The organism is Rhizobacter sp. P3_B12 (genome assembly GCF_056402895.1).
On record NZ_JBFUGN010000074.1, the window covers coordinates 1 to 13,332 of the forward strand.

At 70.1% G+C, this 13,332-nt stretch carries 14 protein-coding genes; 6 read left to right on the plus strand and 8 right to left on the minus strand.

Features of this window, described 5'->3' with window-relative positions; all coding sequences use genetic code 11:
• Positions 1–153: 153 nt before the first annotated feature.
• The 7 genes from AC1D01_RS06720 to AC1D01_RS06750 form a co-directional block, all read right to left on the minus strand.
• Positions 154–549 (minus strand): RidA family protein, encoded by a 396-nt coding sequence (locus AC1D01_RS06720; protein ID WP_477865291.1) that lies wholly within the window; start codon positions 547–549, stop codon positions 154–156.
• Between the two features lie 88 nt (positions 550–637).
• Positions 638–2,242 carry an AMP-binding protein gene (locus AC1D01_RS06725; protein WP_477865292.1) on the minus strand — a complete coding sequence of 535 codons (1,605 nt, stop codon included), beginning with the start codon at positions 2,240–2,242 and terminating at the stop codon, positions 638–640.
• Between the two features lies 1 nt (position 2,243).
• Entirely contained in the window at positions 2,244–3,386 is a 1,143-nt protein-coding gene (locus AC1D01_RS06730) for an acyl-CoA dehydrogenase family protein (protein WP_477865293.1), read from the minus strand.
• Positions 3,386–4,237, minus strand: coding sequence for an enoyl-CoA hydratase family protein (locus AC1D01_RS06735; RefSeq protein WP_477865294.1), 852 nt, complete (start codon positions 4,235–4,237; stop codon positions 3,386–3,388). The genes AC1D01_RS06730 and AC1D01_RS06735 overlap by 1 nt, the downstream gene beginning before the upstream one ends.
• Positions 4,234–4,761, minus strand: a complete 528-nt coding sequence (locus tag AC1D01_RS06740; protein WP_477865304.1) for a MarR family winged helix-turn-helix transcriptional regulator — start codon at positions 4,759–4,761, stop codon at positions 4,234–4,236. The genes AC1D01_RS06735 and AC1D01_RS06740 overlap by 4 nt, the downstream gene beginning before the upstream one ends.
• Positions 4,762–4,765: 4 nt before the next feature.
• Positions 4,766–5,626 carry an SDR family NAD(P)-dependent oxidoreductase gene (locus AC1D01_RS06745; protein ID WP_477865295.1) on the minus strand — a complete coding sequence of 287 codons (861 nt, stop codon included), beginning with the start codon at positions 5,624–5,626 and terminating at the stop codon, positions 4,766–4,768.
• Positions 5,626–7,980, minus strand: coding sequence for a bifunctional salicylyl-CoA 5-hydroxylase/oxidoreductase (locus AC1D01_RS06750; RefSeq protein ID WP_477865296.1), 2,355 nt, complete (start codon positions 7,978–7,980; stop codon positions 5,626–5,628). Before AC1D01_RS06750 ends, AC1D01_RS06745 begins: the two co-directional genes overlap by 1 nt.
• A gap of 159 nt (positions 7,981–8,139) precedes the next feature.
• Between AC1D01_RS06750 and kynB the strand changes: the two genes are divergently transcribed.
• The 5 genes from kynB to AC1D01_RS06775 are packed head-to-tail and all read left to right on the plus strand — an operon-like array spanning position 8,140 to position 12,323.
• Positions 8,140–8,763: an arylformamidase gene (kynB, locus tag AC1D01_RS06755; protein WP_477865297.1), complete on the plus strand. Its 624-nt coding sequence runs from the start codon at positions 8,140–8,142 to the stop codon at positions 8,761–8,763.
• Between the two features lie 10 nt (positions 8,764–8,773).
• Positions 8,774–10,075 carry a kynureninase gene (gene kynU, locus AC1D01_RS06760; RefSeq protein WP_477865298.1) on the plus strand — a complete coding sequence of 434 codons (1,302 nt, stop codon included), beginning with the start codon at positions 8,774–8,776 and terminating at the stop codon, positions 10,073–10,075.
• A complete protein-coding gene (gene kynA / locus AC1D01_RS06765) occupies positions 10,072–10,941 on the plus strand; it encodes a tryptophan 2,3-dioxygenase (RefSeq protein ID WP_477865299.1) in 870 nt (289 codons plus the stop codon). Before kynU ends, kynA begins: the two co-directional genes overlap by 4 nt.
• A gap of 40 nt (positions 10,942–10,981) precedes the next feature.
• Entirely contained in the window at positions 10,982–11,854 is an 873-nt protein-coding gene (locus tag AC1D01_RS06770) for a DUF6597 domain-containing transcriptional factor (protein ID WP_477865300.1), read from the plus strand.
• A 16-nt stretch (positions 11,855–11,870) separates the two neighbouring features.
• A complete protein-coding gene (locus tag AC1D01_RS06775) occupies positions 11,871–12,323 on the plus strand; it encodes a VOC family protein (protein ID WP_477865301.1) in 453 nt (150 codons plus the stop codon).
• A 10-nt stretch (positions 12,324–12,333) separates the two neighbouring features.
• Here AC1D01_RS06775 and AC1D01_RS06780 read toward each other — a convergent pair whose 3' ends face one another.
• Positions 12,334–12,780: a carboxypeptidase regulatory-like domain-containing protein gene (locus AC1D01_RS06780; RefSeq protein WP_477865302.1), complete on the minus strand. Its 447-nt coding sequence runs from the start codon at positions 12,778–12,780 to the stop codon at positions 12,334–12,336.
• A 325-nt stretch (positions 12,781–13,105) separates the two neighbouring features.
• Here AC1D01_RS06780 and AC1D01_RS06785 point away from each other — a divergent pair.
• Positions 13,106–13,332, plus strand: a 227-nt coding sequence (locus AC1D01_RS06785) for a hypothetical protein (RefSeq protein ID WP_477865303.1), incomplete at its 3' end; no start/stop codon positions are given.

Sequence of the window (13,332 nt, forward strand, 5' to 3'; positions counted from 1 at the left end):
GCCCGTGGCACGGGCTCGCGGCACACCGGCCGCTGGGTGCGGTGATGCGGGTGCGCAAGCGGGTCTACGAGACGTCGGCGCGCTTCCGGGCCGAACGCAACGGCGTGCGGATGGTCGAGCCGCGCACGGCCGACGAGCTGCCGCCCTGAGCGCTCAGGGGCGCGGCACGACCGCCGTGACCTCGATCTCGACCCGCGCGCGCGGCTCCATCAGCGCGCTGACCTGCACCGCGCTCATCGCGATCGTGTAGCTGCCGACCAGCTCGCGGAACACCGCGCCGACCTCGCGGCCGCGCGCCAGGTACTCGGCACGGTCGAGCACGTACCAGGTCATGCGCACGATGTGCTGCGGCGCCGCGCCGCCTTCGGCCAGCACCGCGCAGACGTTGTGCAGCGCCTGCCGCACCTGGTCGACGAAATCGTCGCTCTCGAACTCGCAGCGCTCGTTCCAGCCGATCTGGCCGGCGACGAACACCAGCACGCCCTCGGCGGCCACGCCGTTCGCATAGCCGCGCGGCGGCAGCCAGCCGGGGGGTTGCAGTACTTTCATCTCGATGTCTCCTCTGTGTGTGTACGCCGGCTTCGACAGGCTCAGCCCGAACGGGGGGTGGGGCTCAGCCCGAACGGGGGGGTGGGGCTCAGCCCGAACGGAGCTTGAAGCGCTGCAGCTTGCCGGTCTCGGTGCGCGGCAGCGCGTCGCAGAACTCGACGGCACGCGGGTACTTGTAGGGCGCGATCGCCTGCTTGGCGAAATCCTGCAGCGTCTTCACCATCGCCGCGTCGCCGACATGCCCCGGCCGCAGCACCACGAAGGCCTTGACGACCTGCCCGCGCTCGTCGTCGGCCACGCCGACCACGCCGCACTCGGCCACCGCGGGGTGCAGCAGCAGGGCCGCCTCCACCTCCGGTCCGGCGATGTTGTAGCCGCCCGAGATGATCATGTCGTCGGTGCGCGCCTGGTAGATGAAGTAGCCATCGTCGGTCTGCAGGTAGGCGTCGCCGGTCAGGTTCCAGCCCCCGCTCACGTACTGGCGCTGGCGCTCGTCGGCCAGGTAGCGGCAACCGGTCGGCCCCTTGACCGCGAGCCGCCCCACCTGCCCCGGCGGCAGCGGCCGGCCGTCGTCGTCGAGCACGCAGGCGCGGTAGCCCGGCACCACCGTGCCGGTCGCGCCCGGCCGCACATGCGCCTCGTCGTGCGAGATGAAGATGTGCAGCAGCTCGGTCGAGCCGATGCCGTCGATGATCTCGATGCCGCTCGCCTGCTTCCACAGCTGGCGGGTCGCCGCCGGCAGCGCCTCGCCGGCCGACACGCATTGGCGCAGCGACGACAGGTCGTGCGCGGCGAGCTGGCCGGCCATCGCGCGGTACGCGGTCGGCGAGGTGACCAGCGTCGTCGCGCGGTACTGCGCGATCGCGGCCGGCAGCGCATCCGGCCCCGGGCGCTCGACCAGCACCGTCGATGCGCCCACCGACAGCGGGAACAGCAACAGCCCGCCGAGCCCGAACGTGAACGCGATCGGCGGGCTGCCGATGAACACGTCGTCGGGCGTCGGYCGCAGCACGTGGCGCGGCCAGCAGGCGCAGGCGGCCATCACGTCGCGGTGGAAATGCAGCGTCGCCTTCGGCGCACCGGTCGTGCCGGAGGTGAAGGCCATCAGGCAGGTGTCGTCGGCGGCGGTGCGCACGGTGTCGAAGCGGGCCGCCTTGGTGGCCGCGCGCGCCTCGAGGCCGCCCTCGCGATCGGTCATGAAGTGCAGCACGTGCGCGAGCGTCGGGCACTGCGGCCCGGCCTGCGCCAGTTCGTCGGCCAGCCGGATGTCGCACAGCGCATGGCTGATCTCGGCCTTGTGGACGATCTGCACCAGCTCCTTCGCGCGCAGCAGCGGCATGCTGCCGACCGCGATGCCGCCGGCCTTGACGACGCCGAACCAGCAGGCCGCCAGCATCGGCGAGTTCGGCCCGCGCAGCAGCACGCGGTTGCCGGGCACGAGGCCCAGGTCGTCGACCAGCACGTGCGCGATGCGGTTGGCCTGGGCCTGCAGTTGCGCGTAGGTCCAGCGCACGCCCTGCCCTTGCACACAGAGGCGATCGCCGTGGCCCTCGTCGACCCAGCGGTCCAGCAGCTCGGCCGCGCAGTTCAGCTCGGCGGGGAACTGCAGCTCCGGCAGGTCGAACACCAGCTCGGGCCACTGATCGCGCGGCGGCAGGTGATCGCGGGCAAAGGTGTCGACGTGCGCTGACATCTCACGTTCCTTTCAACAACTCGCGGGCAATGATCAACTGCTGGACTTCCGTCGCACCCTCGTAGATGCGCAGCGCGCGGATCTCGCGGTACAGCGTCTCCACCGTGTTGCCGCTGACAACGCCGGCGCCGCCCCACAACTGCACCGCGGCATCGATGACCTGCTGGGCGCCTTCGGTCGCGGCCAGCTTGGCCATCGCGGCCTCGCGCGTCACGTTGCGGCCCTGGTCGCGCTGCCAGGCGGCGCGGTAGGTCAGCAGCGCGGCGCTGTCGACGGTGGTCGCCATCTGTGCGAGCTTCGCCWGCGTCAGCTGGAAATCGGCCAGCGTCTGGCCGAACATCTTGCGCGTCGTCGCGCGCTGCAAGGCTTCATCGAGCGCGCGCCGCGCAAAGCCGAGCGCGGCCGCCGCGACCGAGGTGCGGAAGATGTCGAGCGTGCGCATCGCGAGCTTGAAGCCCTGGCCCGCCTCGCCGAGCCGCTGGGTCTTCGGCACGCGACAGCCGTCGAAGCGCAGCCGTGCCAGCGGGTGTGGCGCGATCAGCTCGATGCGCTCGGCGATCTGCAGGCCCGGCGTGTCGGCATCGACGATCAACGCGGTGATGCCGCGCGAGCCCGGTGCCTCGCCGGTGCGCACGAACAGCACGTAGAAATCGGCGATGCCGCCGTTCGAGATCCAGGTCTTCTCGCCATCGATCACATACGCATCGCCGTCGTCGCGCGCCGCGCAGGCGAGCGCGGCCACGTCGGAGCCGGCCTCGGGCTCGGACAGCGCGAACGCCGCGATCGCCTCGCCGCGCGCGACCCTCGGCAGGTAGCGCTCGCGTTGCGCCGGCGTGCCGTCCAGTGAGATCGCACCCGAGCCGAGGCCCTGCATCGCGAACGCGAAATCGGCCAGGCCGTGGTGGCGCGCCAGCGTCTCGCGCAGCAGGCAGATCGCGCGGGTGTCGATCGCGTCACCCGGCTTCTCGGCGATCGCGTGGCGCAGCCAGCCGGCGTCGCCGAGCTGCTTCACGAGGCGGCGGCAGGTGGTGTCGACATCGTCGTGCGGCACGTCGGCCAGGTGCTCGCCGCACCAGCGCGAGAGCTCCTGTTCCAACGCCGCGTGGCGCGCCTCGAAGAACGGCCAGTCGAGGTGCGCGCTCATCAATCGCCCTCGAACACCGGCCGGGACTTCGCCGCGAATGCCTCGTACGCCCGATGGAAATCCTGCGTCATCATGCAGATCGCCTGTGCCTGCGCCTCGGACTCGATCGCCTCGTCGACGCCCATCGCCCACTCCTGGTGCAGCATGCGCTTCGTCATCGCATGCGCGAAGCCGGGGCCGGCCGCGATCTCGCCGGCCCAGGCCAGGGCATCGGCCTGCAGCGCGTCAGGCTCGCTCAGGCGATTGAAAAAGCCCCATTGCAACGCCTCGTCGCCGCCCAGCGAGCGCCCGGTGTACAGCAGCTCCGACGCGCGCCCCTGCCCGACGATGCGCGGCAGCAGCGCGCAGGCGCCCATGTCGCAGCCGGCCAGCCCGACGCGCGAGAACAGGAACGCGGTCTTGCTGCGCGCGGTGCCGACGCGCAGGTCGGAGGCCATCGCGATGATCGCGCCGGCACCGGCGCACACGCCGTCGATCGCCGAGACGACCGGCTGCGGGCAGGCGCGCATCGCCTTCACGAAATCGCCGGTCATGCGCGTGAAGGCGAGCAGGTCGGGCATCGCCATCTTCGTCAGCGGGCCGATGATCTCGTGCACGTCGCCGCCGGAGCAGAAGTTGCCGCCAGCGCCCTGCACGACGATCGCGCGCACCTCGTCGACCTGCGCCAGCATGCGGAACAGGTCGCGCAGTTCGGCGTACGACTCGAAGGTCAGCGGGTTCTTGCGCTCGGGCCGGTTCAGCGTGATCACGCCGACGCGGCCATGCAGCGCCCAGCCGACGTGCTGCGGCGCGATCGCGGCCGCGCCCTGGCGGTTGCCGGCCGCGAGGTGGGAATCCATAGCACGCGTCATGTCTTCTCCTTCGTTCGGGTTCTCTTCGCCGGCTTTGCAGGCAGCGCACTGTCGATGCCGGCGAGATGCCGCTTCAGCACCGAGAGCAAGTCCTGCACCTGCGTCTTCTCGTCGGCCGACCAGCCGGCGAACAGCTCGACCACCCACTGCTCGTGCGTGGCCGCCATGCGCCGGAACTGGCGGCGGCCGGCCGGCGTCAGCTGCACCGCGAACGAACGCCGGTCGTCCGGGCGCGGCACGCGGCGCACCAGGCCTTCGGCTTCGAGCTGGTCGGTGATGCCGGTCACGTTGCCGCCGGTCACCATCAGCCGCTGCGACAGCTCGCCCATCGCCAGGCCGGCCGGTTCGCGCTCCAGCTGCGCCAGCAGGTCGAAGCGCGGCAGCGTGGTCGCGAACTCGCTGCGCAGCCGGTTGCGGATCACCGACTCGACGCGGTTGCTGCACGACAGCAGGCGCAGCCAGAGCTTGAGGGCTTGATGGTGATCGTCGATCACGCGGGATTCGAGGTCGCTGATGTCGGAAATCACATCACACCTCCCCACCGGCCACGGCGATCGCCTGGCCGGTGATGCTGGATGATTCGCGCCGGCACAGCCACAGCACGGCCTGCGCCACCTCGTCGGGCTGCACCAGGCGGCCCTGCGGGTTCGTGGCGGCGAGGGCATCGCGCGCTGCTTCGGCGCTGCGCTGCGTCTTGCTCGCGATCTGCTCGACCGCGCGGGCGACGATGTCGGTGTCGGTGTAGCCCGGGCAGACGGCGTTGACGGTGACGCCCTTGCGCGCCACCTCGAGCGCGAGCGCGCGCGTCAGGCCGAGCACGCCGTGCTTGGCGGCGCAGTACGCGGCGACATAGGCATAGCCCTTCAGTGCCGCGGTGCTCGCGATGTTGACGATGCGGCCGAAGCCGCGCTCGGTCATGCCGGGCAGCACCTGCTGGGTGCACAGGAAGGTGCCGGTCAGGTTGACCTGCAGCAGGCGGTTCCACTGGTCGAGCGTGGTGCGAGCGAAGGGCTGGCTTTCGACCTGGCCGGCGTTGTTGATCAGGAGGTCGACGGGGCCAGCGGAGTGAAACGCCCGTTCGACGCCGGCCGCGTCGGTGATGTCGACGGGACGAACGTGGATCGCGGGCAGGGCTTCGACAGGCTCAGCCCGAACGGATTCCCCCCCGTTTGCTCCGGCTCCTCCCCCGTTCGCCCTGAGCTTGTCGAAGGGTCGGGCTGAGCTTGTCGAAGCTCCGTCCGCCAAGCGCTCCCGCGCCGCCAGCAACCGGGCTTCGTCTCGCCCCATCAACGTCACTTGCGCCCCATGCCTCAGCAGCGCCGCCGCGATCGCCTCGCCGATCCCGCTGCCGCCCCCGGTCACCACCGCATGCAAGCCGGCCAGTTCCATCACACCCCCTGCGCCAGGKTCGCCTGCTCCTGCGCCGACAGCCCCGCCGTCTGCGCCGCCATCGCCCGCTCGCGCTCGAGGTTGCGCTCCAGCTGCGATTTGCCCGCGAGGTACTGCCGCGGCCACTCGGCGCCGACGCCGTTGACGTGGCCGATCTTCGCGGCCTCCAGCAGCGTCCAGGCCGGGTTCGCCAGGTGCGGCCGCGCGATCGCGCACAGGTCGGCGCGGCCGGYCGCGATGATGCCGTTCACATGGTCGGCCTCGAAGATCGCGCCGACCGCCATCGTCGCGATGCCGGCCTCGTTGCGGATCGCCTCGGCGAACGGCGTCTGGTACATGCGCCCGTACACCGGCCGCTGCTGCGGGCTGACCTGCCCGGACGAGACGTCGACCAGGTCGGCACCCACCGCCTTGAATGCGCGCGCGATCGCGATCGCATCATCAGGTGTGTTGCCACCCGGCACCCAGTCGTGCGCCGAGATGCGCACCGACAGCGGCCTGTCGGCCGGCCACGCCTCGCGCATCGCCGCCAGCACCTCCAGCGGGTAGCGCAGCCGGTTCGCCAGCTCGCCGCCATACACGTCGGTGCGCTGGTTGGTCAGCGGCGACAGGAACGACGACAGCAGGTAGCCGTGCGCGCAGTGCAGCTCCAGCCAGTCGAAGCCGGCCTGCGCGGCACGCTTGGTGGCCGCGACGAAATCGGCGGTGACGCGGTCCATGTCGTCGCGCGTCATCGCCCGCGACCAGTCGCTGACGCCATCGAGGTACTGCTGCGGCGAGGCCGAGATCAGCGGCCAGTTGGCCGCAGCCAGCGGCAGGTCTTCGCCATCCCACGGCGCGCGGGTCGAACCCTTCGCGCCGGCATGGCCCAGCTGCATCGCGATCTTCGCGCTGCTGCCCTGGTGCACGAAATCGACGATGCGCCGCCACGCCAGCATCTGCGCATCGGTGTACAGCCCGGGGCAGCCCGGCGTGATGCGCGCATCGGGCGAGGTGCAGGTCATCTCGGCGAACACCAGGCCCGCGCCGCCCATCGCCCTGGCTCCCAGGTGCACCAGGTGGTGGTCGCCCGGCACGCCGTCGACCGCGCTGTACTGCGCCATCGGCGAGACGACGACGCGGTTCGCAAGCGTCACGCCGCGCAGCGTGAACGGCGTGAACATCGGCGGCACCGCATGCGTGCCGTCGAGCCCGGCACGCTGCGCCAGCCATTGCTCGTAGCCGCCGACATACGCCGCATCGCGCAGCCGCAGGTTCTCGTGCGAGATGCGCTGCGAACGCGTCAGCAGCGAATACGCGAACTGCGGCGCATCGAGCCGCGCATGGCGCTCGACGTTCTCGAACCATTCGGTCGAGTTGCGCGCCGCGTTCTGGATCTTCAGCACCTCGATGCTGCGTTGCGCTTCGTAGGCGGCCAGTGCCTGGTCGAGCGCGCCCGGGTGCGCTCCGATCGCGGCGGCCAGGTCGATCGCRTCCTCGAKCGCGAGCYTSGTGCCSGAGCCGATCGAGAAATGCGCGGTGTGCGCCGCGTCGCCCATCAGCACCACCGGCGCACGGCCGTTGTGATGGATCCAGCGCTTGCACACCACCCGCGGGAAGCGGATCCACTGCGCCGAGCCGCGCAGGTGCGCCGCGTTCGACATCAGCGCATGGCCGTCCAGGATCTTCGCGAACAGTTTCTCGCAGAACGCGATGCTCTCTTCCTTGCCCAGGTCGGCCAGGCCCGCGGCGCGCCACACCGGCTCGGGCGCCTCGACGATGAAGGTGGAGGTGTCGGCATCGAAGCGGTAGGCGTGCACCTGGAACCAGCCCCACTCGGTGCGCTCGAACGCGAACGTGAACGCATCGAAGCGCTTGTGCGTGCCGAGCCAGACGAAGCGGCACAGCCGGGTGTCGACATCGGGCTCGTAGGTGGCGGCATAGCGGCTGCGGATGCGGCTGTTCAGGCCGTCGCAGGCGATCACGAGGTCGGCATCGAGGGTGGTGTCGTCGGCGCACTCGGTCTCAAAGCGCAGCCGCACGCCCTCTTCGGCGCAGCGGTCCTGCAGGATGTTCAGCAGCTTGCGCCGGCCGATGCCGCAGAAGCCGTGGCCGGACGAGCGGACCACCTCGCCCTTGAAGTGCACCTCGATGTCGTCCCAGTGGTTGAACGCATCGAGGATCTGCGCCGCGCTCTTCGGGTCGCTGCGCTGCACGGCCCCCAGCGTCTGGTCGGAGAACACGACACCCCAGCCGAAGGTGTCGTCGGCGCGGTTGCGCTCGATCACCGTGACCTCGTGCGACGGGTCCTGCTTCTTCATCAACAGCGCGAAGTACAGGCCCGCGGGGCCGCCGCCGATGCAGGCGATGCGCATGTGGGTGATCTCCGGAAGGCCGCGGCGGATGGATTGGGGAAACTGCCGGGCCAATGAAATTTAGAGCTTGATATTTCAGGTGTCAAGCATTTATTGGCCATCACGGCCTGTCTGAAATAACCGACACCACGGTGCCATCGGCGGTGCTATGTTCCGGCCGTGAAAAAGCTCTGGGACATCTCCCCCCCCATCGCCCCCGACTCGCCGCTGTTTCCCGGCGACGAGGCGTATTCGCAGGCCTGGACCGCGCGCATCGGCCCGGACTGCCCGGTCAACCTGAGCGCGATCACGATGTCGCCGCACATCGGCGCGCACGCCGATGCGCCGCTGCACTACGGCGACGGCGCGCCGGCCATCGGCGCGGTCGACCTGGCGCCGTACCTGGGCCGCTGCCGGGTGATCCACGCGATCGGCATCGGCGCGCTGGTGCGGCCGGAGCACCTGGCGCCGTTCGCCGATGACCTGCCGCCACGCGTGCTGGTGCGCAGCGTGCTGAAGGCGCCGACCGCCTGGTCGCCCGAGTTCACGTCGTTCGCGCCCGAGAGCATCGGCTGGCTGGCCGACCGCGGCGTGCGGCTGGTGGGCATCGACAGCCAGTCGGTCGACCCGGCCGACAGCAAGACGCTGGACAGCCACCACCAGCTGCTGGCGCGCGACCTGCGCGTGCTGGAGAACCTGGTGCTCGACGACGTGCCGGCCGGCGACTACGAACTGATCGCGCTGCCGCTGAAGCTGATGCTGGCCTGCGCCTCGCCGGTGCGCGCAGTGCTGAGAGAACTCTGAAAGACCCTGCATGACGATGACACGACAAGACTGCCTGGCGCTCGACGCCCGCGATGAACTGGCGCCGCTGCGCGACTTGTTCGACCTTCCGGATGACACACCCGAAGCCGTGATCTACCTCGACGGCAATTCGCTCGGCGCCCTGCCGCGCGCCACCGCGGCGCGCGTGCAGCAGGTGGCCGCCGCCGAATGGGGCCGCGACCTGATCAAGAGCTGGAACACCGCCGGCTGGATCGACCTGCCGCAACGCATCGGCGACAAGATCGCGTCGCTGCTGGGGGCCGGGCCCGGCGAGCTGATCGTCGCCGACTCGACCTCGGTGAACCTGTTCAAGGCCTTGTCGGCCGCGCTCGACCTGGCGCAGCGCGACACGCCGGGGCGTAAGCGCATCGTCTCGGAGCGCTTCAACTTCCCGACCGACCTGTACATCGCCGAGAGCCTGGCGCGGCAGCGCGGCTTCGAGCTGGTGCTGGCCGAGGCCGACGAGATCCCGGCGCTGATCGACGACCGCCTCGCGGTGCTGATGCTGACGCACGTGAACTACCGCAGCGGCCGCATGCACCGCATGGAAGCAACCAACCTCGCGGTGCATGCCGCGGGCGCGCTGGTGGTGTGGGATCTCGCGCACTCGGCCGGCGCGGTGCCGGTGAACCTGAAGGGCAGCGGCCCGCGCGCTGGCGCGGCCGACTTCGCGGTGGGCTGCGGCTACAAGTATTTGAATGGCGGACCCGGCGCGCCGGCCTTCGTCTGGGTGCACCCGACGATCACCGCGCGCATGGACGCCGAGCAGCTGTGGCAGCCGCTGTCGGGCTGGCTCGGGCATGCGGCGCCGTTCCAGTTCACGCCCGACTACCACCCCGCCGCCGGCATCGGCCGCTTCATCTGCGGCACGCCGCCGGTGCTGTCGCTGGCCGCGCTGGAGTGCGGTGTCGACACGATGCTCGCCGCCGAGGCGCACGGCGGGCAGCCGGCGCTGCGCCGCAAGTCGATCGCGCTGAGCGAGCTGTTCATCGCGCTGGTCGAGGCGCGCTGCGCCGGCCACGGCCTCACGCTGCAGACGCCGCGCGATGCGGCGCAGCGCGGCAGCCAGGCGAGCTTCGCGCGCGCCGATGGCGGCTACCCGATCATGCAGGCGCTGATCGCGCGCGGCGTGATCGGCGACTTCCGGGCGCCCGACATCCTGCGCTTCGGCTTCACGCCGCTGTACACCCGCTTCATCGACGTGTGGGATGCGGTGGAGCACCTGGTGCAGGTGCTGCAGACCGGCGAGTGGCAGCAGGCCCGCTTCAACCAGCGCGCGGCGGTGACATGAGCTGCCCGCACAACCCAGGTCAGCCAGGCCACCCCGGCGAGAACATCGTCCGCGAGGAAGGTGCACAGCTCGATTTCTCGCGCGACATGAGCTATGGCGATTACCTGCACCTCGACGAGGTGCTGAACGCGCAGCACCCGCTCTCGCCCGAGCACAACGAGATGCTGTTCATCGTGCAGCACCAGACCAGCGAGCTGTGGATGAAGCTGATGCTGCACGAGCTGGGTGCGGCGGTACAGCGCATCGCGAGCGACGACCTGGGCACCGCCTTCAAGATGCTGGCCCGCGTGAGCCGCATCATGGAGCAGCTGGTGCATGCCTGGGACGTGCTCGCGACGATGACGCCGCCGGAGTATTCGGCGATCCGGCCGTACCTGAGCAACAGCAGCGGCTTCCAGAGCTGGCAGTACCGCTGCATCGAGTTCATGCTGGGCAACAAGAACGCGGCGATGCTGAAGCCGCATGCGCACACGCCGGAGATCCTGGCGCGTGTCGAGGCGGCGTACCACGCGCCGTCGCTGTACGACGAGGCGCTGCGGCTGCTGGCGCGGCGTGGCCTGCCGGTGCCGGCCTCGCATGTGGAGCGCGACTGGTCGCAGCCGTACGTGTGCGACGATGCCGTCGAGCAGGCGTGGCTGGTGGCCTACCGCGCGCCGCAGCAGCACTGGGACCTGTACCAGCTCGGCGAGGAGCTGACGGATCTGGAGGACGCATTCCGCCTCTGGCGCTTCCGCCATGTGACGACGGTGGAGCGGGTGATCGGCTTCAAGCGCGGCACCGGCGGCACCAGCGGCGTCGGCTACCTGCGCAAGATGCTGGACGTGGTGCTGTTCCCCGAGATCTGGAGACTCCGCACGAACCTGTAGCCCGGATGCCAATCCGGGATCGGCGGTGTATGGTGCGGCCATGCTTCTGCGTCGCACGCCCGCCCCGCCGCTCGACGCCTTCGTCGACTGCCTGTGGGCCGGCGAACGCGGCGCGATGCCGCATGCGCGCGAGCGCAACCTGCCGACCGGCCGGGCCGACCTGATCATCGCGCTGCGGCAGAGCCACCTGAACCGCTTCGCCTCGGCCGATGACCTGCAGGGCCGACGCTTTGCCGGTGGCATCGTGCAGGCGCCGCAGCAAGGGCCCTTCTTCCGTGAGACCGGTGAGCCCTCGTCGGTGCTCGGCGTGCATTTCCGGGCCGGCGGCGCCGCGGCGCTGTTCGGCGTGCCGCTGACGGAACTGGCGACGCCGGCCACGCCCGACGAGCTGTGGGGCCCCGAGGCGGGCGCGTTGCGCGACCGCCTCCAGGCCTTGCAGGGGGCGGCCGCCCGGCTGCATCACCTGGAAGCATGGTTGCTGTCGCGCCTGCACCGGGCGCCGCGRCACGCCGCCGATGCGCCGATCGCCTGGGCCCTGCAAGCATTCGAGGGCTCGGTGCCACGCAGCGTCGCCGAAGTGCGGTCCGCGCTCGGCTGGTCACCGAAGCGCTTCATCGCCGAGTTCTCGCAGCGCGTCGGGCTGGCGCCCAAGCGCTACCTGCGGATCGCCCGCTTCCAGCGCATCGTGCAGATCGCCGCAAGATGCCGGACCCTCGGCGAGCCCGTCGACTGGGCCGCGCTCGCGCTCGCCGAAGGCCATGCCGACCAGGCCCACCTGGTGCGGGAGTTCCGCAGCTTCTCGGGGCTCACGCCGACGGCGTACCACCCGCTCGCACCGGACCAGGCCAGCCACACCGCGGAAAAAATCTTCAAGACATCGGGCCGGGCGAACCCCTACGCTTCGGCCGGATGACTCCAAGGAGCTTGCGATGATCCATGAAGTGTTCACCTACCTGCGCGTGCGCGACACCGCCGCGGCGATCGCGTTCTACACGCAGGCCTTCGGTGCGAAGGAGCTGTTCCGCCTGACCGAGCCGTCGGGGCGCATCGGGCATGCCGAGCTGGAACTCGGTCCGTCGGTGCTGATGCTGTCGGACGCGTTCCCCGAGTACGGCATCGAGGCGCCTCCGGTGGGCGGCTCGACCAGCTACGCCAGCGTGCACCTGCACGTCGACAACGCCGACGCGGTGCTCGAGCAAGCGGTGTCGGCCGGCGCCACCGTGCTGATGGCGCCGACCGATCAGTTCTATGGTGAGCGCAGTGGCAAGCTGCGTGATCCGTTCGGCCACGAATGGCTGATCGGGCACAGCATCGAGCAACTCACCCCCGACGAGATGCAGCGCCGCTACACCGCGCTGATGACGGAGCCGTCAGCGCAGTGAGCGCTGTGGGTCAGTCGGTGCCCTGCGGGAACACCACCACCGGATTGGCCGTGCCGCGCGAGTTCACGGTGACCTGCTTCGTGACGGTCCGGCCGTTCAGCGTGGCTTCCATCTTGTACTGCCCGGCCGGTGCCTTCACCAGCATGTAGGGGCCGTCGGCCTGCGCGTCGAAGACGACGTCGCCCTCCCGGTCGATCAGCTTCACTTGCGTGTCGGCGGTGAACTGGTTCTTCGACCCGGCCTTCTCGTAGATCTCGATCGCGAGCGGGTAGTCGCGCTTGGCGTCCTTGAACGCCGGCACCTCTTCATAGGCCACGCCGCCCGTCACGTAGGTGATGTCGCCGGCCTGCTTGGTGGGCGGCAGCGGGGCGCGGTCGTCCTGGGCCCACACGGCGGTGCCGGACGCGATGGCGAGGGCGGCGGCGATCGGTGCGAGCAGGGACTTGTGGCTGTTCATGATGAAGTCCTTTCTTGTCATGAAGGTGAACTTCATTGGACTGCGCGAGGTGCGTCGCGTGCCTGGGACGAGGCCGACGCTGCGGGACGGGCAGTGGCGCAGCGGCGTGTCAGTCCAGAGGCCGTGAGGTGTAGGACCGCGCTGGGCATCCCATGGCCGCGTCGGCCATACAGATGTACTTGAAATCGTGATCGGCGGCCGACCCTCTTGGCACGTCAATCTGCTTCACGTGTAATCCGCCGGCCGCGTCGTCGAAGCAGTCGTCCTTGGTCGTAGAGAGGGTGGATGGCGCGGCCTGATCCACCACCCTCACGCGATCCACCCGATGAAGAAGACGACAACCCATGCAGGGGTCATTGCTGTTGCGACCTGCCTGCTCATCACCACGCTTTGCCACGCAGAGCTTCCGCCGCCGCCCGTCTCACCGACGCCGGTGACGACGTACGAATACGATGCCCAAGGCAACCGCACCAAGATCACCCGCGGCGCCGGCACACTGGACCTGGAGACCAGGTTCAGCTACGACCCGCTGTACCGCGTGAAGGACCACAC

What these genes read in the sequence shown, in the direction of transcription:
- AC1D01_RS06720 (WP_477865291.1), bottom strand. Translation starts at nt 549, where the DNA reads ATGAAAGTACTGCAACCCCCCGGCTGGCTGCCGCCGCGCGGCTATGCG.
- AC1D01_RS06735 (WP_477865294.1), bottom strand. Translation starts at nt 4,237, where the DNA reads ATGACGCGTGCTATGGATTCCCACCTCGCGGCCGGCAACCGCCAGGGC.
- AC1D01_RS06745 (WP_477865295.1), bottom strand. Translation starts at nt 5,626, where the DNA reads ATGGAACTGGCCGGCTTGCATGCGGTGGTGACCGGGGGCGGCAGCGGG.
- kynU (WP_477865298.1), top strand. Translation starts at nt 8,774, where the DNA reads ATGACGATGACACGACAAGACTGCCTGGCGCTCGACGCCCGCGATGAA.
- kynA (WP_477865299.1), top strand. Translation starts at nt 10,072, where the DNA reads ATGAGCTGCCCGCACAACCCAGGTCAGCCAGGCCACCCCGGCGAGAAC.
- AC1D01_RS06775 (WP_477865301.1), top strand. Translation starts at nt 11,871, where the DNA reads ATGATCCATGAAGTGTTCACCTACCTGCGCGTGCGCGACACCGCCGCG.
- AC1D01_RS06780 (WP_477865302.1), bottom strand. Translation starts at nt 12,780, where the DNA reads ATGAACAGCCACAAGTCCCTGCTCGCACCGATCGCCGCCGCCCTCGCC.